The following is a 22,285-nucleotide window of genomic DNA, read 5'->3' on the forward strand; positions in this document are numbered from 1 at the left end:
TTATCAAGTGATCATATTGCTTTTTCGGAGATTTTAGGAAATAAGAAAATCGTTTTTTGATTTTTTAACTCCCATTTCATAGCTATAGCAATTTCATTAAAGGATATGGATTCATTGTATGATTTAATGGACTTACAATATATGTTAAGGAGGCTACTACATGAATCCCACTTCTGAACAATCGATTCAACTGGATACCATTCTTCAACTTGAAAATGCACCTGAATTTAATCGACTTCATCAACAATTCGAGCAATTCAATCCATTGAAAGTGTTACGGGTCGACCATTATGAGATTCGACACTCGAACGTACTCGCCTGGTTATTAGACCCTAACGAAAATCATCGCCTCGGAAGCTTCTTCTTGAGAAAATTACTGATGCATCTCATTACAAAACAAGACAACGAAGATAAAATTCATTTGTTCGATTACTTAGCCTTCTCTCATCAAGCTCTCTCGGACGTGATTGTTCACCGTGAATGGTATACGGGAAATGGATCGATTGACTTACTCATCGATATCCCCACTCTCAATATCACCTTACTCATCGAAAATAAGTTCCATTCTAGTGAGTCGTCTGGACAATTGACTCGATATATCACTCACGTGAAAGACATGTTTCCGAATCGGAACGTGCTACCCGTCTACCTCACCTTATCGAGTGACCTTCCTTCGCATGAAGACTATTGGGTACTCGACTACGGTGATGTGTTGACCATCATCAAACAAGAACTTGAATTGAATCGTGCAACGATTGCTGACAACATTTATGATTTCTTAACGTATTACACGAATCTGTTGGAAGAGCGGCTCGTCGATAACGAAGAAGCGGACCGAACGGCACTACAGCTGTATCAAGAGAACACGCTTGCCATTCAACTGCTTTTTGCGAATGCCAATCCATCAAAACAAAAACAAGTCGACCTTCGAAAAGCGACGCGTATCTTAAAGACGTTAGATGAGGATACCAAAAGACATCTACGCATCATTTATAATCGAAAGCGGCAGACCATCGATCACATTATTAAAGTGAGTGGGAACATTCTGCCTCAGGCATTTGAATCATTCGCAAATGAACTGCAATTGAATGTGTACAGTGCACATTCACGTGTTCCAAACTTTGTGATGAACGAGTGGTTACCTACACTTGAACGATTGCCTCGCTTGAAACGCTATTGGCTCAATTATGCGCTCATCATGTGGTTTGAGCGAAAAGGCGATAAGCGACTCAAACTATATGTCGAAGTTGGTCCGATTCCTTACGAACAACGCCTTCATCTTCTTGAGACAGTTGAGAAGAGAGGAATCACTTTTATGAAATCAGGAAAACAAGAAGGGAAAAAGTTTACTCGAATATACACAGACACGATGGACGTTCCAGATTGGACGACCGCCAGCCACGTACATCAAACGATGAAAGACTTAGTAGAAACCGACGCATTTCGAGATTTTAATGAACAATTATTAGATGCACTTCACCGTGTTTAGTAGTAATTCAAAACTGCAACACGCCTTGATTGTCGATTTATACAATCAAGGCGTGTTGCATATATTTCTTAATCGAATTTTGTTACTGACCATCAATCACATCATTGAAATTTGACACGATATTCGTCTGTTCTCGATTCTATCTCGTTTAGTTTTTCATTCGTTTCGGTAACCAATTCACCAGACTCGTCCAACACATTTGTTTCCAATAAACCTTTAACAAGCTGTGCTACTAAAAGTGTAGTATGGACTGTTTCCTTTTCATATTTCGTGAACAATGTCCAATCAATTTTTTCTTGAATAATTGCTTTGAGGGCTTTATCTGACTTTAATTGTAATTTTCGAACATCTAACAATAATTTGTTAAATGAATTAGTGACCATATGGATATTTTCAAGTGCCACTGCTAGTAATTGTTGTTGTTTATGTAGACTCTTAGCCTTTTCCGCTTCTGACTTCGAAGTTTCTAATTGCTTGTCTGCCATTGCGTCTAATGCAAAACCACCTACCGCAACAGCAGGTCCTGCAACAAGTCCCCCCAGGATCATTGTTCCTCCTGCCATGCCATAACCTCCAGCTGCAAGAGATCCTCCACCTAAATAAGCCAATGTCGCATTAGTAGCGGCAACACCTGTGAGTCCTTTAATCGCAGCACCTGTAGAAGCTGCTCCAAACGTCATTGCTCCAGAGTATGCGCCAAATGCCGTGAGAACGCCTGATCCTGCAGAAAGACTAACACCCGCAAGTAAGTTAGTAAGCTTTATTGTATATGTTTCTAACTGATGAAATGCTTCTTCGTTAGCGATTTCAGACGTTGATAAATCAATTTCTTCTAAATCAATATTTCGAATCTGATTCATCAGTCTAACATATCGTTCAAGCTGTTTTACGAGTTTCACTTTCCCGTCTCCAAGCTTTTCTAATGCTTCATTCACTTCATAACGATTATTGTTAATTTGAGATTGACCTGAAGATAATAAAGATTTTGCATCTTTCGAGATTCGATTTGCCTCAATGCTTTTTGTTGCAGCATCGACGCCTTTTTTGACTCCAACAGCTCCTGCAACAGCAGCAGCCCCTCCTAAAATAAATGGAATTGGCATAGTAACTCCTCCTAAAAAGTTAAAGTGTAAATGGAATATTTGAGTCTGACATCATTTCATCAAACTCTTGAAAGTTTGTTAGACGTAGTTCAATCTTTAAACGTTCAGCTAATTGACTAATTGATTCATTCATCTGTATTGGTGTGATTGCTTCACGAATGTCAGTCATTAAATCATGTATTGCGTCCCACTTTGACGCATTTTTTTCACAGACTTGAATCAACTCTTGATATATTTCATCCAATTGCTGATTCATTTCAAAGCAAAATGCTTCAATTTCTTTACGTTTTGCCATTGCAAGTTCAGCATCTTTACACAAACGGATAAGTTCTTTGACAATATATTGTCCAGCGGCATACCCAATCATTCCAGGTATTGTAAAGGCAATTGGATTTATATTAGTCGGCAGGACTTGCTTCACTGCAGTGGTTAAAAATGCAGCCGACAAAGTACCAGTCACATGTTCACTTGTATCAGTTACAAAATCAATGACATGATAATTTGGGTCTTTAGCTAATTGTCGTATGTTCTTACTGAGATCAACCGAGGCGGTAAGTACTTTTCCGATCGCGTTTGTATTTGAAATTTGGTTTGCTAACTTTGAAGTAGATGCACTCAATTGACCTTGTATCAATACTGTAGTCCCAGTAACAACATAAGTAGATAGTGCGCTAGAGGCTACAATTTTTGCGTAATCTCCACCAGCGTCTTTCCATAAATATGTGTCATCAGTTATTAAGCGCTTAGCAATAAAAGGCATAGTCAAAATACTACTTATTGCAACACCTTGCATAGTGGCTTGCTTCCCAGCTTTATGCGCCTCATAAACTCTTTTATTCATATGCTGCTGAAGTGGTCGTAAACGATACTTCATTGCCTCTTCGGCACTTCCACCATCAATCAACCTAGATTTAACTGATTCCGCTTCATTCCTTTTTTTTATAAGGTGATTCACTTTATTAGAATCTCCAATTTTTTTTTGCTTTTCAATTTGTTGATTCAGTTTTTGAATCTTTAAATCTATATAGTGATGTGCTTCGTACAATTGCTCAGTCGGTATTGCTAACCAATGATCACTATATTTTTCAAATTCTTTTAATCCTAATAACTGTTTAATATTTTCTACACCAGTTTTCCCTCTAAATTTCACTTGAATATTTGAAGAAGGAATACGTTCTCCAGTGGTCTTATTGATTAAAACAATGTCAGTTTTCGGATTATTAACCTGTCCTAACTCATCAGTTCGATACGCATGAATATTTGACTTCTCTCTTATTGCTTTAATATTTTGCTCGGTAACCATATTAATCTCTGCATTAAAACCTGCTTGTTGCTTTAAATTTTGAGATTTGTAACTTGGATTTACTTTACTTTTCGCAATAGTTCGATGTCCTTTAGCACCATTTTGTCCATTATATCCACGAATGATTTCTTGTTGCACTTGCGTTTCAGTTGTAAATATATCTACAAGACTTTGCTGAATTCCAGAATCGATCAATTCTTTTTCATCCCGCACCTTCACTCACCTCACATTTCAACGTCTCACACACCGAGATATTTTTTAAAACATATTCTTCCCAGCTCATGAAAGAAGAAAAAAATACTTCATATCCCTCATTAATTCTGCATTGCAAAGGGCGTGTTTTATAAATCGTACATTGGTTATCCATACCTAAATACATACATGTTCCATCACCAGAGTCAAACGCCTCGAATCCTGGGACGTCACCAATTTTCCTACAACATAAACCACATGCATCACACGGGAAATGACGTTCCTCCAAATTTATTGCCCGCCTTTCTCCATTTTGATAAAACTAGTATATATCATTATAGTGGGTTATATTGTAAAAAAATATTACAAGGTTACTCTTTTATCAATTAAAATCAAAAAAATTCATCACGCTCTTGCGTGATGAATTTTTTTCTTCACTCCACCCCAAACCGATACACCGTCCGCGAGTGATACAATTCACCCGGTTTCAGTTCGATTGAGGTCGCGATGTCTGGAAGATTCGGGGCGTCTGGGAACGCCTGTGCTTCCAGACAAATCGCGCTATGTTTTTGTCGGCCGTCGAGCGTTACCGGTGTCTCTTCACTGAGGAAGTTGCCCGTATAGACGACCATGACGGGTTGATTCGTCTCGACCGTCATCGTCCGTCCGCTCCCCGGGTCATGTAGCCTCGTCTCCCCGTCCTTCAAGATAAACGGATGATCGAGTCCACCGGCTTTTACAATCGCCTCGTCTTCTGACTCGAGCGCCTCTCGGATCACTTTCCCGTCCCGGAAATCAAACGGGGTCCCGCTCACATCCCGCAACTCCCCTGTCGGCAGCGACTCCGTATCGAGCACTCCGACCGTATCGGCTGGTAGCGTCAGCTCATGGTCGTGGATGGTCGGGCGTCCCCCGAGATTGAAGTAGTTGTGATGGTTCAGGTTGACCCACGTCAATTGGTCCGTCTCCGCCGTCATCGTGACAATCAGTTCATTGTCATCTGTCAGTTCATATAACACTTTGAAGAAAATGTTTCCGGGATATCCTTCTTCCCCGTCCGGGCTCACATACGTGAACTGAATACACTGCTCGTCGGCATCCATCTCCCAGTGACGAGCCGTGATGCCTTTGTCGCCTCCATGGATATGATGAGGCGCCTCGCTTGGGGTCAAGGCGACACCATCGATCTCCGCGTCACGGATCCGTCCAGCAATCCGCCCGACGACCGATCCGAGATAGACCGGGTTTTCTAAGTATTGAGAGACGTCCCCATATTTCAAAATGACCGAGTCGAGATTGCCGTCTCGGTCCGGGGCCGTCAGTTCCGTCATCGCACAACCATAGTCGATGGCGGATAGTTTCATACCGTTGGTGTTTTGAATCGTTGTTTGTTTCATGCCATCACCTTTCTGACCCATCATCGGTCAATTGATTTACCATTTCCAATGCCCTCGCCAATTCTTCTCTGGCAAATGAGGTGGGTTCGTGACGATTGGTTCATTTGCTAAGATTTGTTCCGTGAATCGGAGATGTTGTTGCCACATCTCTTTCTCTAATTCATTGATGACTTCTTGTCTTGCCGCCAACCAATTGAAATCACGATGTTCCACGTTATGGGCATCCGACGCAACGATGTGACTCAATCCGTTACTGATGAATGTGAGCGCCAGTTCCCGTACTTGTTTCCCGAACTGTCCCGTCAAACTGCTTGTTGTCACTTGCGACAACGCACCTGATGATACGAGACGATATAACTTTTCAGGATGGTGTGAGAACTCGTGATTCCGCTCCGGATGCGCAATGATGGGAATATATCCAGCCGTTTGCAGTTGAAAGAACAGTGCTTCCGTATAGGCCGGTAAACTTTGACTCGGTAATTCCACGAGCACATATCGGGACCCAGCGAGCGAGTGCGCCTTCCCGGACTCGAGCGCATCAGTCAATTCCCCAAAGATCCGAATCTCTTGTCCGACATACAAGGTTAACGGAATCTGTTCGTCATCGAGCCGTTGTTGTAGATGCGCGACTTCTTGTGTGACGTCGTGATTCTGTGTCTCAAAGTATGGATGATACGCATGTGGTGTTACGACAATCGACGTCACCCCTTCTTCCACAGCGCGTCTCGCGAGTTGCAGGGACGCTTCCATTGTACGTGGTCCGTCATCCACCTCAGGCAACAAATGACAATGTACATCAATCATGAAGGTTCACTCTCCATTGTGTGATAGTTTTAGCCAAACGTATTCATAGGGACGAAGTTTCACATTTTTTATCCATTCTTCTGTAAAGAGATTCGTCCCTTCACAATTCGTCTGCACCGTCTCTTCACTCATGTTAGTCAATAATAGTAGGGTCTCTTCTCGATGCTTCCTTTTTACTGCAAAGACGCGTCGGTCGAGAGTTAGGACCTCTTGGCCGATATACGGTGAAAAGGCAGGATGTAGTCGCTTCACATTCAATTGGCTCAACACACCTTCATAAACACGGAGTCGGTCTGAATCACGTTTTAACGCTCGAATGAGATCTTCCTGTTCAATCGGTTGTGATATACCAAACAAGGTTCGGTAATCAATCACCGGGATTCCTTGCAACGATAAGAGCACACTGTGGGCGGCGAGAATCATGTCCGGGTTAGGATTTAACACATCTTTCTCAAACGGGGAACGTTCTGCCGAAGATAAGAAATTAAAATATGTTTGATCAGCTCTCAACGGCTGAACCTGTCTCGCCCAATCTGCTAACCGTTTCACATTCGACTGTGCAAAGGCTAAAATCACATGGCTGGATAAGTCAAAATGACAGACGACGTCCGCCTCTTCTTCATAGATGAGGGCAGAATCCACACGTTCATCGGCAATGATGAGCTGCGAATTCGGCTTGTACGTATGCATGACCGTTCTCCATAACTTTAGGATATGTTTGACTCGTTCTGGTTCCATTCCCCTGAATGACTCAACATGAACCCGAATTTTCGTCGCTCCATACGCTAGACGTTCTATTAGTGCATCCGTTACGGCTATAAGATCAAATTGCGAATCATTCCATGCTTCAGGCATCATCTCGTAAATCAAATCGAACTCGTCCGTGAAACGTCCTAAGTCTTCGAACAGTTGCACCCTCGAGTCGATGGCTGTGTCCTGTTGTCTCGTTTGATATGGAAACAAGGAGACGAGATAAAGATCACTCACCGTCGTTTGGACGCGATCGGCTAACCATTGGTGGAGAGCCTCGAGGTCGGCTCGTCCGTCGGTCAGAATAAACCCGGCATCCACCAACAAAACATTTGTTTTTTCAGAAGGGCGTTCATGGTCGTGCCAACGATGATTCGACCACTTCTCAAACAATCGCTCCCACTTTTCTTGTGAGGTTCCCTCAAGTTTGGGGAGCACCTCTTCAATCGTTTCCCATTTCATGGTCCATCCCTCCTTTTCATCTCTTTATTTCTCCCACTTTCTGTTTACTTTGAAACACAAAAAAACTGTCCGACTTGGGTCAGACAGTCTACTCCATTAATCGTTGTAACTCTTCCTGCACACTACTCAGCGAAGAAGATTCCGGATTCCAATAATAGATGCCGTCTCCTTCTAACCCGCCCGCACCATCGAGCCGTAAGACACTCGCGTTGCGGAACGCGTTCATATAGTCTGTCGACAAAGAAACGAATTCATTGAGTTCGATATTCGTCTTTGCCCGATTGCCGACGACATCGAGTAAGGCAGTGACTTTGTCGAGCGAGAAATCGGTACGCCCTTTTTCAATGATTGCCGCGACGACATCACGTTGACGTTCTTGACGTCCGAAGTCACCGTTTGGATCGTTATAGCGCATCCGTGTATAATCTAGTGCCGCTTCTCCATCCAATGTCACTTCACCGACCGGGAACGTGTAATCTTCTGTCGTGAACGCAAATTTATTCATGACCGTAATACCGCCAAGTGCATCCACTACATCACTGAATGCCTCCATATCTGTCTCGATGACATAATCAATCGGGATATCGAGAAAGTTTTCGACCGTGTTCATGGCCATTTCGGCCCCTCCGAACGCATATGCATGATTAATTTTGTCACGTGTCCCCTTCCCAATGATTTCAGTCTTTGTATCACGAGGAATAGAGAGCATTGCACCTTCATCGAGTTCTGGATTGAGTGTCAGAACAATGATTGAGTCACTTCGTCCTTGCTCATTACCGCGGCGATCGATTCCAAGCAAGAGAATAGAAACAGACTCTTTTTGTTCAATCGTCTCCACCTGTTTACGCTCCTTGCTAATTTTCAAGCTGTCATTCACTTTTGAAACAGTCTCATCGACTTCTTTTACCATCGACCAGACAAACGCGCCACCTGTGATGAGCACCAAGGACATGACGCCTGCTACAATCCCTAGTACAACTTTCCACTTTATCGGTTTACGATGTTTCGTCATGTGACCACACCTTCTTCCATAAAATAATACTCTTCTATTCTCACGTAACAGTACTATTTTATTCCCATACGACGCGTTGTTTTAAAATATGTTCAAAAAGAATAATCATGATATCCCTTTTTTTGTTATGGGAAATGGGTTCGTATCGGTTGGCGACTCATATAGTGTGGCCAGGCCGCATTAATTTCTGCTCCAATTAGCATTGTTGCAGCCGTAAGGTAGAGCCAAATTTGTAACAAGATGACCGCTCCTATCGTGCCATATGTATCTCCGAGAATCGAGAAACGCTCGACATATATACTGTAACCAGTCGACAGTAATTGCCACGAGATGACCGCAAACACGGCTCCTGGGAACGTTTCGATGAATTTCACATGCTGTTGTGGCGCAATTTTATAAAAAAGTGAGAACGCCATGATTAAGATAAGCGTCGAAATCGTATAACGAGTCACTGTCGACAAACGGTCGAATTCTTCAACCTTTGGATAAAAGGTATAGATGAGTTCAACAAATTCTTGGCCGAATACATGAAAGACAATCAAGATGACCGCGCCTATACTCCCTGCTAAAATCACGAGTAATCCAATCAAACGACGAAAGATGTAACCGCGCGCTTCGGTCTCCCCGTACGCGAACACGGTCAGTTTGACGAGTCGGGCGGTGCCATTCGAGGCTGACCAAATAGCGATAATGGCACTAACCGATAACAGACCACCGTTCAAGTTACCGCTAACATCATAGACGATTGACAGTAGCTCACGCACACTGGACCCCGGAACGAGCGTCTCAATCTGCTCAATAAGTAACGCATCGTCGATTTGAAACCATGCCATCACCGCAAAGAGGATAAAAAAAGTTGGAAAGATGGCTAAAAACCAAAAAAAGGCCAGTGTGGCACTATAGTCGTTAATGTGATGTTCTTTGAATCGATGCCTGACGTCCACTGCTAGTTGAAACACATTCTCTAACATCTTCACTCTCCTCTCATCACTATTGCACTTATATCATTCTACACCTCGGACAATCTGTCCTTTTGAGCGAGCTTTATTTAGGGTATCCCTATAGAGAAGTAAATCTTAAAAATGGGGTGGAACGAGTGGAAATCGGAATGATTGGGCTCGGAAAGATGGGGCTAAACTTGGCATTGAATTTGACGGACAATGGACATCTCGTCTTTGGGTATGACCCAGGGAACGTCTCGACGAGTCAGTTCGAGACGAAACAGTCATCGGAAGAAGTCGTCGCTGCACTGAAGGCGCCACGCGTCATCTGGGTGATGGTACCGGCAGGGGACGTGACCGAGCATGTGTTGAACGACTTATATGAAGCGCTCTCACCTGGGGACATCGTCATCGACGGGGGCAACTCGAATTATAAGGAGTCGATGCGTCGCGCCGAGCACTTCAAAGAAAAGCTCATCTATTTCTTTGACGTCGGGACGAGTGGCGGCATGGACGGGGCACGGAACGGAGCCTGTACGATGATCGGTGGGGATTTGGAGGCGTTTGGCAAAATCGAGCAACTGTTCCAAGACGTCTCAACGGATAACGGTTATTTATACGCCGGACCGAGTGGGAGTGGACACTTCCTGAAGATGGTCCATAACGGGATCGAGTACGGCATGATGCAGGCAATCGCCGAAGGGTTCGAAGTGCTCGAGAAAAGTCCGTTCGATTATGAGTATGAAGATGTCGCCCGTGTCTGGAATCACGGCTCCGTCATCCGTTCATGGCTCATGGAACTAACCGAGAGTGCCTTCTCAAAAGATGCGAAGCTCGATGAGATCCGTGGTGTCATGCATGCGTCAGGGGAAGGCAAGTGGACGGTCGAGACGGCGCTCGAGTATGACGTGCCGACACCGGTCATCGCCCTCTCGCTCATGATGCGACAACGATCGCTCCAAGACGACACGTTCTCCGGCAAGGTCGTTGCCGCGCTCCGAAATGAGTTCGGGGGACATGCGGTGGAGAAAAAAGAATAACGAGATATGGCCTCGGCGTTATGCCGAGGCCATTCTTCATTCCATCGTATTTCCTTCTGCCGGGATCGGATGGGCTTTCAACATGCGTGCAAAGTGGACGAGATTGTACGCCATCGTTTTTCCGTGCGACTTCGTGAACGCATTGTCGCGCCCGGCGTCGATGTACGAGTCACCTGGTCCCGCTTCCCCGACCCAATACGTGTCGACGTTCGGCGGTACGGTGAACCCGATGTGGGACAAGGCATAGAGAATGCCCGCACATGCATGTTTCGCCCCGTCTTCATTCCCCGTGACGACGACCCCGCCGACTTTATTGTAGTAGATTGCCTGACCTGACTTGTTCGTCAAGCCGCTACCGCCGTATAACCGTTCGACCACTTGCGTCGCGACACTACTTTTCTCCCCGAGCCAAAGCGGTGTCCCGATGACGATGATGTCCGCCCCTTTCACCTTCTCAAAAATCTGCGGCCATTCATCTCCGTCCCCTTCATCTTCTGTCACCCCGAACGCGACGTTGTAGTCGACGATGCGGACGATCTCCGACTCGACGCCGAGCGCGTCAAAATGGGGCAAGATGTCTCGAATCAACCCTTCCGTATGCGACGTCGTGTCGCCACCTTTTAATGTACAGTTCAAAAATAAAGCTTTCATAGAATCCCTCCTCAACTATTTTGACAATTACGTATTCCCGTTCATTCCATCTCTTAATACGTTTACAAACATTTCATTCAGTCGAATGACAATGTCTGATGCAAAAAGTTCCTACACATTCTAACCGTGTCACGTTCGGAAGCCTATTCTTCCTTTGCACAGATGAAGTGTCATACATAGACTTCTTCGACTGACGTGATTCGTTGACGGCAAGCCACCCTAAACTAGCAACTCTTCGTCTTTCTAGAAAATGTTAGTTTTCAAATCGATTTGCTTCATTAATGAAAATCATTATATCCTTCCCTTCTGCGAAATTCCCTATAAAAAATGCATACTTTTAGGGCTTTCGTACCTTTCTTCACGAATCGACCTCATACTGATTTACTATTGAATAAAAAATGGGTATATTAAAATCCGTCTCAAATATTCAAATGAATGGAAATGACTTCAAAAAAACTAAAACTGTATAGGAGGAATATATGCCACGATTTCAATGGAACAAACTATTAAAACCTTCATCTCCATCCGTCAACAACTCTTCGACCGACCTCGACTATGTCGCTACGGACCGCCAATTTGTAGAAGGACATCTCGATCCGGTCTACTTGCTTGACGTAGATGGTCATCTGATTGATTTCAACGAAAAGCTTGCGTTACTTCTCGGCTATTCGAAAGAGGAGTTGTTTCAACATTATGCTGCCTTCATGACAACTGAAGAAGTGGAACGAACGCTCCCTTATTTCCATCGTGTCCTTCAAGGTAGTGAGGAAACGTATACGGTCGAAGTTCTCCATAAAAGCGGGCGACCTCTCACGTTACGGGTTACCAACATCCCGAAATTCGAGCACCAATTGATTGTAGGGGTATACGGGATTGCCCGAGATATCACAGAAGACAAACAATTGAGAAAACAACTGGAGCACTTGTTCATCGAACGAGAGCTCTTTCGCGACACCTCTAACCTCCTTTCGTTCACGATTCAACAAGACGGTCATCTTACTGAACGAAACAGCTCATTTAACAAGTCCATCGGAACGAACGTGACCACACTTGATCAGTTAATCGGCTTCCTTCATCGAGAGGACGTTCTGTCGTTTATGACTGCTTATGAGGAGGCACGTACGTCAGAACAAATCGAACACGCCTTTTCCTTTCGCTTAGGGCGAGCGAATACCGAATCTCATTACATCGGAAAGTTTGTCGGACACGACGGAATGGTTCGTGCTGCTTTTTCAGACGAGACGCAAATCGTTCGATTATCCGAAGCTTATGAAGAGTCCAACGAACGATTGCAAGATTTGTATAAACATTCAGGCGCATCCATTTACCGTCGCGATCTTGCGACTGGTCAGTTGGAGTTTTACACAGATGAGTTCGAATCTTTGTTTGGAGTGACGCCTGACATGATGAAGAAGAATCCAAAGGCTTGCCATCATGTCATCCATCGAAACGACCGTCAAAAAGTACGCGTCGCACATGACAGGGCTGATGCCGGGGAAGAAGTACGAATGTATTATCGAACCGTCAAAGACGGTCAAACGAACTGGATCGAAGAGCGTCTCGTGCCGAAACGAAACGCAGATGGCGCGGTCGTTTCCGTCATCTCCATCTGCTATGACGCGACTCGTTTGAAACACCAAGAAGAACAAATTTGGCAACTCGCCATGTACGACTCGCTCACGGGACTACCGAATCGCAGTTTATTCCTCCGTGAGCTGGAAGATTGGATGGATACCTACACACATGTCGCTGTTCTAACACTTAGTTTCAATTCCATCCATGCGATTAATCGAGATTTCGGTTACGCCGTAGGGGACGATTGGATTGTCGCCACGACCTCTGCTCTTCTCGATTGTATTCCGAAAGGCAGTTTTGTCGGCCACCTCGGGGGAGATGAATACGGGATTCTCATTCCACACTGCTTAGAAGAGTCTGAGATGGTCCAATATTGCCAACCTTTGATTCGCTTGAACGATCAGTACATTCGAGTCGGACCGTACGAATGGTGTCCTTCTATTTCGATCGGGGTCAGTCGATATCCGGAAGATACAGATGTGCCCGTCGAGCTCCTTCAATACGCGAACACCGCCCTTGGTCGTACACAAGGGACGAAGATGGAACCTATCGTCTTTTATGCGTCAAACTTTAACATTGACTCATACCGAAGACACCAACTCGGCAATGATTTACGGAGGGCCATCGAGGAACATGAACTCTTCCTAGAGTTTCAGCCGAAAGTCGATGCCTGGTCAGGACGAATCGTCGGAGCTGAAGCGCTCGTACGCTGGCAACATCCAGAGTGGGGACGGATCCCCCCAAGTGACTTCATCCCCCTCTCTGAAGAGACAGAGCTCCATATCAAGCTCGCCGATTGGGTGTTACATGAAACGTGTCGCTGTCTTCAAGCGTGGCAGTCACAAGATTTACCTGTCGTGCCGGTTTCGATTAACATTTCGCCGAAGCGCCTCCTACATGGAAACTTTGCAGAGACCGTCATCCGTGCATTGCGACGATCAAACATTCCCCCGTCACTTCTAGAGATTGAAATTTTAGAAACCGATGTATTGAGCGATAATTTAAAAATCCATGAGACGCTCGATCGCTTGAGTGACGCAAATATCCGGATCGCCCTTGATGACTTTGGCACAGGATATTCATCACTCTCTTATCTACAGCGTTATCCGATTAAAACGATTAAAATCGATCAACAATTCGCAAGGGACTTGCATGCGAACAAGAAGACGCAGTCTATCGTGCGTACCATTTTATTCATGGCGGATGAGTTTGGAATGGACGTTGTCGTCGAAGGTGTCGAAACGCTCGAGCAACTTATGATTCTTCGACGACTGAACTGCCGCATCATTCAAGGATATTTGTTCAGCCGGCCGCTCGACATCCGTAATTTCGAAAGCGCTTTAGAGAACCGCTTCTTGTCAACGACGGAGACGGGACCACATGTAAGCCGTCAATCGTTCTCTCTTGATGCTGCTGTGACCATTCATAAATTACATGATCGGGAAGTCACGGTCGGGTCGACCCCAATCCTTCTGACGAAAAGTAGTCTCCGCTCCCTACACTTTTATGCGACCGTTCGATTGCCGATTGCAGATACGATCGAATTAAAAATTACACTCACACATCGCGGGGAACAACTAGCACTACTCGTTTCCCCGAACTCGATGATTGAACTCGAGAACGGGATCTTCGAATATGAAGCAAGTTTTCTCGAGACGGGCGATGCCCATCGAATTGTGATTGCGCTTCAAGAACGTATGAATACTCCTTGACGAAACAGAAGCCGCCCTCTCTCACGAGAAGGCGGCTTGTCTTATGATGCCGAGCGTTCGTTGAGCCATTCCCCGACACGACGGAACGTATCCGTCCGAGGCGGAGATTCACTACGGCTAAACGTATGGTAATCAATCTCCGACACGTACCGAATCAAACGAATGAGCGAGAAGGCGAAGGCAATCGTACAGCCGATCGCAAAACTGAGCCCATAGCTGTCCGGTCCGAGTGGAAGGAGCAAATAAGTCAGTCCCGCGTTCATCGTGATGAAGAGGGCCGACGTATACGCCGCTCCCTTATGGTCTTCAAAGTAAAGCAACACGAGCGTGAGGACGAGAACCATCGCGTTTGAGAACGCGCCGATCGTCGTCATTTGGAAGACGTCCCGAATCTCAGGTGAGAGCCCAATCAACGGGAACAAGACTGCGGCGAACACGACGAACAGTAGCGAGACGAGTCCCTGGTTCCGGAATAAGCGTTGCAACTCTTGACGCAAGACGAGCAACATCGCCGCCTTCGACCGTTGAATCTGTTGATACGTCCCGCCTTCATTCACATACCCATAAAATACTCGATAGCGCTCATAAAACACACCAAGCACGACTTGGGAAAAGATGAAGCTATACGAGACGTCGTCCGTTCCTCGAGCGTCGCGATTAACAAGTAACTCGTCAGCCACTGCATGAGCGCGATCGTGACGATGACAATCAGCCACGGCCCGGACGTGACGAGACCGGCAAAGGCATACGCTTTAATGCGTGAGGAAAAATAGTCTTCTTGGAAGAGCTGTTGTAACTTAAACCCGACGCCCGCCATATGCCGCTCTCCTTTCTTCATATAAATGTAAGTACGCATCAATGAACTGGTCGGTACGATAGTATGTCTCGACGCGTTGTTGCCCGTTTCGTCCGAGTTGGCGCGCGTCTTCTCGGTTCTGGTGGAACCAAACGCAACGTTCCGCAATTCGGCGCGGATTGACCGGTGGGACGACGAATCCGGTCGGACCGAACGGCTCGTCCAGCCGCCCGTTTACAAGCTCTGCACAGTCCTCGACGTCCGTCACGATCCACGGGACGCCTGCGGCCATCCCTTCAAGTACGGCGAAGGGTTGTCCTTCCAAGATACTCGTCAAGAGACAGACATCGAATTCCGGAAGGTGGTTGCGGATATCGACTTTCCCGACAAAGAAGACGGCTTGTTCGAGCTCGAGTTGTCGGATGAGCGCTTCACACTCAGCCGCTCTCTGATCACTATCAGGAGGGTTTTTTTATGGGTATTTTCTCAGTCAAACGCATTGTCAGCATCTGTTGTGCATGCATCATCGGCGCCGCGTTGTGGACGCCGCAACCAGCGGTCGCCAAATCGAGCAATCCGCTCGAACACATCGAGTCGTACAAGATTTATTACGACATGCCAAGTAAGAGCAAGATCAAAAAGATGCAACAATATGACCTCGTCATCATCGAGCCTGTTTATTATACTGCAGCTCAAATCAAAGAGTTACAAAAATTCGGTACGAAAGTGTACGGCTACATCAATACGATGGAAGCTGACAATTGGAACGTCGATTTCATCAAGCAGATCTTCTTCCACCGTAACGGACAACGTGTCCATTATGCGGAGTGGGATTCTTATTTGGTCGACATGACGTCGACGCATTATCGTGAGCTATTGACGCGTGAAGTGGAGAAACAAATCGTCGCCAAAGGATTAGACGGTGCGTTCTTAGATACTGTCGGCAATATCGACAACGAGCATTCGGAACAACCGAACATCTTGAAAGCACAGCGCGACGGGATGAGTCAGTTCATGAAGACGATCAAGGCCAACCACCCTACCCTTTCTCTCATTCAAAACTGGGGATTTGCGACATTGAAGACGTATACGTATCCGTATGTGGATGGTGTCATGTGGGAAAGCTTCAACTATACGACTATTTCGAAAGACCAATGGTCAAAAGACCGGATTCAAGAATTGCGTGACCTCGATGCGCGATACGGCATCAAGGCATTGACGGTGTCTTCGAAACAACGTCCGAAGAGTGCTGCATACGCGGAACAAAACGGGTTTATCCATTTCCACTCAAACGCCACTTTAGATTATAATAAATTCTGACTTTCATTTACATGATTGTACAAGTATCTGGTAGTTTCTACAATGAAAATACTGTAAAAACATCCTACGGGTTTGCCTTCTTTATCGGCAAATTCGTAGGATGTTTTGATGAAATCCTTTGATTCAACGGTTATTAATCATGCATCAAGCGGATGTGACCGTCCGGCTCTTGATAGATCACGTGTTCTTGTGACAGTTCCGTTGGGGAACGGACCCCTGCCGCAGCTGTTAGATTATACAGTCCTTCCCGGAGCGAGATGATATAGTTCGTGACCCGAAAGCTCTTCTCGTCGACGACGAGGGCCCGCTGCAATTTTGGGTCGGTTGTCGCGACACCGACCGGGCATCGGTTCGTATGACACACCTGCGCCTGGATACAGCCGACGTTGAACATGAGCCCACGGGCGATGTTGACGAGGTCGGCACCGAGTGCGAGGGCAATCGCCACCTTGTCCGCCGTGATGAGTTTCCCCGAGGCGAACAGTTTGATGCGGTCCCGAAGACCGTGCTCGATCAAGAGGCGATGGACGTATGGAAGTGCCGCTTTCAGCGGCAACCCGACCGTATCGGCGAGTTCCTGATACGTCGCCATCTCATGGACGAGCGATTCGATATCCTTCACATTGCCGACGACGAGCTTGATGCCGACCGGCTTCCCACCGATCTCACGCAACTTCTCGATGAAGCCCAACAGTTCCTTGTGAGTCTGAAACTCGGAGAATCGGTTCGGGCTGTCAATCGTCTCCCCGACGCGCACGTGGCGGATACGGGCGATCTCCTCCGTCACTTTCGAGCCATCGATATGTCCCCCACGCGTCTTCGCCCCTTGTGCCAGCGCCTTCACTTGCGGGAGTGCGCTCTTCTGTTTGAACGCTTCCACCGAGAACGCCCCGTCTTCATCCCGGACACCAAACAGTGCCGGACCGATTTGACAGATGATGTCGACATTCCCTTTCAAATGATAGTCCGAAAGACCACCTTCTCCCGTGTTCATCCATGTCCCACCCGCACGGCCGAGCCCGATCGAGAGAGCCGTGATCGCCTTGTCGCCGAGCGAACCGAAGCTCATCGCCGACTGTCCGACGAGGCCGCGGGCGTAGAACGGCTCCCGACACGTCTCTTTCCCGATGATGATGGTATCTTCTTCTGTTAATAAGTATGGGGAGATGTCTCGTTCGACGAGATGCTCTTTTCGGGTGAAGAGGTTATCTTCGTCGAGTTCATACACCCACGTCGACACTTTTGTTGAATTGTCGATGCGTAGTTCGTTCCGATTTGTCGGATAAAGGGCGTTTTGAAGATAGAACCCACCCGCGTCAAAATCTCGCTCCGAACCGAAGCCGATGATGCGTGACTTGTATTCTCCGGCAATGACGGCCGCCTCGTATTCGTTTCGCGAGAACGGTTTCGCCTCGTTGTCGTTCAAGAACAAATATTGCCGAAGCTCTGGACCCATCTTCTCGAACATATAACGCAGTTTTCCGAGAATCGGGAAGTTACGGAGGACGGAGTGCTCACGTTGGTTTCGGTCACGTCGCCACAAGTAAAACAGAAGTAGCGGTGGAGCTGTCATAATCATTAACAAGAGCACAAGCAATATGGTCAACATCGATGTATTGAGTGACACGATTTCCCCCTCCTTTTTCACTAGACGAAAAACACCCTGTCGTAAACGGAACAGGATGTCATCAGTCGCTCGGGATCGTGACCCCGTCAAATTGTTCATTTCGGCACAGCGTGATCGCCTGCATCGCTAGTTTATAGTCCTCTTCCGGCAAGGCAATCAATTCGGTCGGAAGGACCCATTCTTTTGAGTTATACAAGTGAATGACGAGTTTGGCGAGTACAAACTCTCGTTTATCGAACGTGTTGTCATCGATGATCGTGGAGGTTCGAATCTTCCCAGCTTCGAGGTCTATATAAGGAAGCAAACATTCTCGGATATGCGGATGACCCGCAAGTACATATAGCGCAGCGAAGTATTCGCGACTGGTACTGCCAGGATCCGTGAGTCGTTGTGCTAACCGTTTGAACTCGTTGTAGTGGTCGGAAGACAAAAAATCAATATGGTTCATCGGTCCACCTTCTCTCTCTAAGCCTCGCTTTGCCCTCAGAGTTTATAATTTCCACCTTTTTGTAGAAGTTAACCCTGTTTTCTTTAGATTCGGCGCATTGAAATCGCCTCACGCATCTGTTGGAGAGACGCACGTGCCGCGTCCCCACGTCGCATCATGACAGCTGTAAACAAGGCATCAATCAAGCTGAGCTCCGCGATGCGGGAAGCGAGCGCCTCTGAGCGGAACGCCGTCTCTTGGGACACGGTATAAAGCGAGACGTCGGCAATCTTCGAGAGCGGTGATTTCGCATAGTTCGTGATGGCGACCGTCGGGACACCCTTCTCTTTTAGGAGTTTGGCGATATCGAGCGTTTCCTTAGAAGCCCCGGAATGAGAGATGACGACGGCGACGTCGTCTGTCGTCAATTGTGAGGCCGACATGAGCTGCATATGCGACTCAAGCATCGCACTCACCTGAAGCCCGCTCCGCACAAATTTATGGTACGCGTCGAGGGCGACGACCGCTGACCCACCGCTCCCGAAGAATTCGATGCGACGTGCCCCGAGGAACAGCTCGACGGTTTTCTCCAGGGAGGTCCCTTCTAAAATCTGACGCGTCGACTCGATCGTCTTCCCGTTCGTCGAAAAAATTTTCTCTGCGATTTCGAGCACCGTGTCCTTCTCCGTGATATCTTCATGGATGTCTTGAAGCGGTGCGACGACATCCGAGGCGAGCGCAATCTTTAACGCCTGATAGCCCTTGAACCCGACGCGCTGACAAAAGCGGAACACGGTCGATTCGGCGACGTCGAGGTCATCTGCCACTTGATTGATCGTATGATGAATGATTTGTTCTGGTTGTTTTAAAATGTAGTCGGCAATACGCTGTTCTTTCTTGCTCAGTGTCGAATAGGCGCCACGGATGCGGGCCGTCCCGTTCATCGTTTCCATCAAGAATCACCCTTTCTCTTCTTCATCTAACGATACCGTTTCGAAAAAAATTCCGCAATGTATGATTCGCCTAAAAGATTGACCCACCTTACAAAAGGAGGCAGGAAGTGGGATTCTGGAATGTGCTACTCTAATTAAGCACTTTTTTACTAATTCACTCTTTGAACCATTTGAAATTGAAAGGACTGTTTCGAATCGAACATCACCTCAGTAGCTCGTACAACTTACCACTCGTCATTCTTTCCATCGCTGTTGCCATCTTCGCTGCAGGTGTCGCCCTCGATATTAGCAGTCGTTTGAAATATGCGAAATACGCCTCACGTTTTAGCTGGATCGTAGCCGGCGCATTCAGCCTCGGGCTCGGAATTTGGGCAATGCACTTTATCGGCATGCTGGCGTTCCATCTAAACGATGATGTGACGTATCACCTCGGCATCGTCTTGTTGTCAATCGTGCCAGCCGTCGTCGCCTCCGGGCTCGCCTTTTGGATCATCAGCCACTCGAAGACAACCCGGATCCAACTGTTCTCTGGGGCTGCCTTGATTAGTATCGGGGTCGTCTCGATGCATTACATCGGGATGGAAGCGATGCAAATGAACGCCATCCTCACGTATGACCCGGTCATGTGGATTGCGTCTGCACTTGTTGCTTATGTAGCATCGCTCGTCGGACTGTATATTCTCTTTTATATCCCAAACGTCTCGCGGTTCCATTGGCGCCGTCTCACCAGCTCGGTCTTGATCGGTGTCGCCGTATCAGGGATGCACTACGTCGGGATGGGCGCCGCACAGTTCACCCCGACAGAAGGAGTCAGCAAGGCGATGAGCGGTTATGCGGTCGATAGCACCCTTCTCGCCTACGTCATCGCAGCGAGCGTCATGACCTTGTTCGTGATCATGTACATCTCACTGAGAACGGCGTCACAGCTCGAGGCACAATCGGAAGAACTCGAACTGAAGTTTGAATCGATCATCGAATCGGCATCGGATGCCATCATCGTCGCCGACCATAACCGTGTCATTCTCCAATGGAATCACGGGGCGACCGATTTGTTCGGATATACGTATGACGAGATGATCGGGCAATCGATTGTCGCCATCATCCCGGAACGCTTCCGAGATGCCCATGAGCGTGGGATGAAGCGTTACGAGGCGACCGGTGAAAAACGTGTCATCGGTCAAACGGTCGAGCTCATCGGATTACGAAAAGACGGTGTCGAAGTCCCGATTGAGATGTCACTCGGAACATGGAAGACGGACAAAGGCATCTTCTTCAGTAGCATCATCCGTGACATCAGTGAACGGAAACGAATCGAGGCGCAAATCAACGACCTCGTCTATTTGGACCCGCTCACCGGTCTCCCGAACCGTCGTCTATTCAGCGACCGGCTGGATGCGCTACTCGATCAGTCCCAGCAAGAGCCTTTCGCCCTATACTATATCGACCTCGACAACTTCAAAGTCATCAACGACCGATTCGGCCACTCGATTGGCGACCAGTTCTTAAAGCAAGTGACGACCCGGATCCAGTCGACGATTCAAAAGTCGGACACGCTCGCCCGTCTCGGTGGAGATGAGTTCATCATCTTGTCGCCGCATACGAAAAGTAACCTTGCGGCCCATCGTGCTCAAGAGTTGATCAACGTCCTCCATCCCCCGTTCGAACTCGAGCACGAGGAAGTGTTCACCGGTGCTTCAATCGGGATCAGTCTTCACCCGTCCGACGGGGATACGGCAGAAGATTTGATCAAAAACGCGGATATCGCCATGTATCGGGCGAAGGCCGACGGGAAAAACGGCTATCAGTTCTTCACCAATGAATTGAACGAGTCCGTGTCCCGTCGCTCGAACTTGTCGATGGCACTCCGTAAAGGAATCGGACGTGGCGAGTTCACCGTCCACTATCAACCGCAAATCCAGTTGGAGACGGAGATGGTCATCGGGATGGAAGCACTCGTTCGCTGGAATCATCCAGAACTCGGGATGATTTCGCCTGGCGAGTTCATTCCGATCGCCGAAGAGACGGGAAGCATCCACCGTCTCGGTGAGTTCGTCTTGAATGAGGCGTGTCGCCAAAACAAGGCGTGGCAAGATGCGGGCATCCCCCCGTTTCGGGTCGCCGTCAACATCTCGGCCATTCAGTTCGCTCAAAAAGACTTGCCGGAAGTCGTCAGCCGCGCACTCGACGCATCAGGTCTCGACGCAAAGTATTTAGAACTCGAGTTGACCGAGAGCGTCATCCAGAGTGCAGACCGTGCCATCGAGACGATGCACGAGCTCGTCGCCCTCGGGGTCCATCTCTCGATCGATGACTTCGGTACGGGCTACTCGTCTCTCAGCTATTTGAAGCTGTTCCCAATCGATACGCTGAAGATTGACCAGCACTTCACGAAGAATATCGAAAGTGACGAGAAGGACGCCGCCCTCGTCAAAACGATCATCCGCATGGCACATGAGCTTGATTTGAACGTCATCGCAGAAGGTGTCGAGACGGAGAATCAAGTCGCTTTCCTAAAAGCCGAATCGTGCAACCAGGCGCAAGGGTATTTCTACAATCGTCCGTTGCCGGCGGAAGAGATCGAGGTCTTCTTCCAGCAATATAAGAAAGTATCATCGAATTGATTCATTCGACCTCCACCTTGGGGGTCGAATTTTTATATCCGAAAAAAGAAAAAAATTCCGCGATTCGACTTGTAAATCGAATTTATTTTGATATGATGAATTTAGAGACG

General features: G+C 47.2%; 18 protein-coding genes and 1 pseudogene. 5 read left to right on the forward strand and 14 right to left on the reverse strand.

Features of this window, described 5'->3' with window-relative positions:
- Positions 1-160 precede the first annotated feature (160 nt).
- Positions 161-1,489, forward strand: coding sequence for a PDDEXK-like family protein (locus tag PJK55_RS08750; protein WP_271305500.1), 1,329 nt, complete (start codon positions 161-163; stop codon positions 1,487-1,489).
- Positions 1,490-1,590: 101 nt separating this feature from the next.
- Here the strand turns inward: PJK55_RS08750 and PJK55_RS08755 are convergent, their stop codons facing one another.
- The 7 genes from PJK55_RS08755 to PJK55_RS08785 all read right to left on the reverse strand — a co-directional run bounded on the left by PJK55_RS08755 (position 1,591) and on the right by PJK55_RS08785 (position 9,483).
- Positions 1,591-2,592: a hypothetical protein gene (locus PJK55_RS08755; protein ID WP_271305501.1), complete on the reverse strand. Its 1,002-nt coding sequence runs from the start codon at positions 2,590-2,592 to the stop codon at positions 1,591-1,593.
- A 19-nt stretch (positions 2,593-2,611) separates the two neighbouring features.
- Entirely contained in the window at positions 2,612-4,108 is a 1,497-nt protein-coding gene (locus tag PJK55_RS08760) for a hypothetical protein (RefSeq protein WP_271305502.1), read from the reverse strand.
- Positions 4,109-4,521: 413 nt separating this feature from the next.
- A complete protein-coding gene (locus PJK55_RS08765; protein ID WP_271305503.1) occupies positions 4,522-5,484 on the reverse strand; it encodes an aldose epimerase family protein in 963 nt (320 codons plus the stop codon).
- Between the two features lie 36 nt (positions 5,485-5,520).
- A complete protein-coding gene (locus PJK55_RS08770; protein WP_271305504.1) occupies positions 5,521-6,288 on the reverse strand; it encodes a tyrosine-protein phosphatase in 768 nt (255 codons plus the stop codon).
- 6 nt (positions 6,289-6,294) lie between these two features.
- A complete protein-coding gene (locus tag PJK55_RS08775) occupies positions 6,295-7,500 on the reverse strand; it encodes a hypothetical protein (protein ID WP_271305505.1) in 1,206 nt (401 codons plus the stop codon).
- Between the two features lie 88 nt (positions 7,501-7,588).
- Entirely contained in the window at positions 7,589-8,512 is a 924-nt protein-coding gene (locus tag PJK55_RS08780) for an LCP family glycopolymer transferase (protein WP_271305506.1), read from the reverse strand.
- Positions 8,513-8,637: 125 nt separating this feature from the next.
- A complete protein-coding gene (locus PJK55_RS08785) occupies positions 8,638-9,483 on the reverse strand; it encodes a YihY/virulence factor BrkB family protein (RefSeq protein WP_271305507.1) in 846 nt (281 codons plus the stop codon).
- 125 nt (positions 9,484-9,608) lie between these two features.
- Here PJK55_RS08785 and gnd point away from each other — a divergent pair, with 125 nt between their 5' ends.
- On the forward strand, positions 9,609-10,493 hold the full coding sequence (gene gnd / locus PJK55_RS08790) for a phosphogluconate dehydrogenase (NAD(+)-dependent, decarboxylating) (protein WP_271305508.1): 885 nt from the start codon (positions 9,609-9,611) through the stop codon (positions 10,491-10,493).
- A gap of 36 nt (positions 10,494-10,529) precedes the next feature.
- Here the strand turns inward: gnd and PJK55_RS08795 are convergent, their stop codons facing one another.
- The gene (locus tag PJK55_RS08795) at positions 10,530-11,144 is read right to left on the reverse strand and encodes a flavodoxin family protein (protein ID WP_271305509.1); all 615 of its coding nucleotides are present in this window, start codon (positions 11,142-11,144) and stop codon (positions 10,530-10,532) included.
- Positions 11,145-11,623: 479 nt separating this feature from the next.
- Here PJK55_RS08795 and PJK55_RS08800 point away from each other — a divergent pair, with 479 nt between their 5' ends.
- Positions 11,624-14,431, forward strand: a complete 2,808-nt coding sequence (locus PJK55_RS08800) for a sensor domain-containing protein (RefSeq protein ID WP_271305510.1) — start codon at positions 11,624-11,626, stop codon at positions 14,429-14,431.
- A gap of 41 nt (positions 14,432-14,472) precedes the next feature.
- Here the strand turns inward: PJK55_RS08800 and pelG (PJK55_RS08805) are convergent, their stop codons facing one another.
- The 3 genes and pseudogenes from pelG (PJK55_RS08805) to pelF form a co-directional block, all read right to left on the reverse strand.
- Complete coding sequence (gene pelG, locus PJK55_RS08805; RefSeq protein WP_271305511.1) at positions 14,473-15,024, reverse strand: exopolysaccharide Pel transporter PelG; 552 nt, start codon at positions 15,022-15,024, stop codon at positions 14,473-14,475.
- Positions 14,985-15,248, reverse strand: coding sequence for an exopolysaccharide Pel transporter PelG (gene pelG, locus PJK55_RS08810; RefSeq protein ID WP_271305512.1), 264 nt, complete (start codon positions 15,246-15,248; stop codon positions 14,985-14,987). The genes pelG (PJK55_RS08805) and pelG (PJK55_RS08810) overlap by 40 nt, the downstream gene beginning before the upstream one ends.
- A pseudogene (gene pelF, locus PJK55_RS08815) lies at positions 15,229-15,669 on the reverse strand (GT4 family glycosyltransferase PelF); the annotation flags it as partial. The gene pelG (PJK55_RS08810) and the pseudogene pelF, both read right to left, overlap by 20 nt.
- Positions 15,670-15,701: 32 nt before the next feature.
- Between pelF and PJK55_RS08820 the strand changes: the two are divergent.
- Positions 15,702-16,547: an endo alpha-1,4 polygalactosaminidase gene (locus PJK55_RS08820; protein WP_271305513.1), complete on the forward strand. Its 846-nt coding sequence runs from the start codon at positions 15,702-15,704 to the stop codon at positions 16,545-16,547.
- Between the two features lie 133 nt (positions 16,548-16,680).
- Here the strand turns inward: PJK55_RS08820 and PJK55_RS08825 are convergent, their stop codons facing one another.
- From PJK55_RS08825 to PJK55_RS08835, 3 genes are all read right to left on the reverse strand, one after another.
- Positions 16,681-18,156, reverse strand: coding sequence for an FMN-binding glutamate synthase family protein (locus PJK55_RS08825; protein WP_271305787.1), 1,476 nt, complete (start codon positions 18,154-18,156; stop codon positions 16,681-16,683).
- A gap of 79 nt (positions 18,157-18,235) precedes the next feature.
- A complete protein-coding gene (locus PJK55_RS08830; protein ID WP_271305514.1) occupies positions 18,236-18,622 on the reverse strand; it encodes a hypothetical protein in 387 nt (128 codons plus the stop codon).
- Between the two features lie 83 nt (positions 18,623-18,705).
- Complete coding sequence (locus PJK55_RS08835) at positions 18,706-19,554, reverse strand: MurR/RpiR family transcriptional regulator (protein WP_271305515.1); 849 nt, start codon at positions 19,552-19,554, stop codon at positions 18,706-18,708.
- A gap of 161 nt (positions 19,555-19,715) precedes the next feature.
- Here PJK55_RS08835 and PJK55_RS08840 point away from each other — a divergent pair, with 161 nt between their 5' ends.
- Positions 19,716-22,175 (forward strand): bifunctional diguanylate cyclase/phosphodiesterase, encoded by a 2,460-nt coding sequence (locus PJK55_RS08840; RefSeq protein WP_271305516.1) that lies wholly within the window; start codon positions 19,716-19,718, stop codon positions 22,173-22,175.
- Positions 22,176-22,285 lie beyond the last annotated feature (110 nt).

Origin of the sequence: Exiguobacterium sp. MMG028, assembly GCF_027947425.1 — a bacterium.
GTDB classification, from domain to species: domain Bacteria; phylum Bacillota; class Bacilli; order Exiguobacteriales; family Exiguobacteriaceae; genus Exiguobacterium; species Exiguobacterium aestuarii_A.

Bases quoted from the DNA above. Each gene is read 5' to 3' on its own strand.
- PJK55_RS08825 (WP_271305787.1), bottom strand. From the start codon at position 18,156: ATGTTGACCATATTGCTTGTGCTCTTGTTAATGATTATGACAGCTCCA.
- PJK55_RS08775 (WP_271305505.1), bottom strand. From the start codon at position 7,500: ATGAAATGGGAAACGATTGAAGAGGTGCTCCCCAAACTTGAGGGAACC.
- PJK55_RS08755 (WP_271305501.1), bottom strand. From the start codon at position 2,592: ATGCCAATTCCATTTATTTTAGGAGGGGCTGCTGCTGTTGCAGGAGCT.
- PJK55_RS08830 (WP_271305514.1), bottom strand. From the start codon at position 18,622: ATGAACCATATTGATTTTTTGTCTTCCGACCACTACAACGAGTTCAAA.
- PJK55_RS08750 (WP_271305500.1), top strand. From the start codon at position 161: ATGAATCCCACTTCTGAACAATCGATTCAACTGGATACCATTCTTCAA.
- PJK55_RS08770 (WP_271305504.1), bottom strand. From the start codon at position 6,288: ATGATTGATGTACATTGTCATTTGTTGCCTGAGGTGGATGACGGACCA.
- PJK55_RS08795 (WP_271305509.1), bottom strand. From the start codon at position 11,144: ATGAAAGCTTTATTTTTGAACTGTACATTAAAAGGTGGCGACACGACG.
- PJK55_RS08835 (WP_271305515.1), bottom strand. From the start codon at position 19,554: ATGGAAACGATGAACGGGACGGCCCGCATCCGTGGCGCCTATTCGACA.
- pelG (WP_271305512.1), bottom strand. From the start codon at position 15,248: ATGGCGGGCGTCGGGTTTAAGTTACAACAGCTCTTCCAAGAAGACTAT.
- PJK55_RS08800 (WP_271305510.1), top strand. From the start codon at position 11,624: ATGCCACGATTTCAATGGAACAAACTATTAAAACCTTCATCTCCATCC.
- PJK55_RS08780 (WP_271305506.1), bottom strand. From the start codon at position 8,512: ATGACGAAACATCGTAAACCGATAAAGTGGAAAGTTGTACTAGGGATT.
- PJK55_RS08765 (WP_271305503.1), bottom strand. From the start codon at position 5,484: ATGAAACAAACAACGATTCAAAACACCAACGGTATGAAACTATCCGCC.
- PJK55_RS08820 (WP_271305513.1), top strand. From the start codon at position 15,702: ATGGGTATTTTCTCAGTCAAACGCATTGTCAGCATCTGTTGTGCATGC.
- PJK55_RS08785 (WP_271305507.1), bottom strand. From the start codon at position 9,483: ATGTTAGAGAATGTGTTTCAACTAGCAGTGGACGTCAGGCATCGATTC.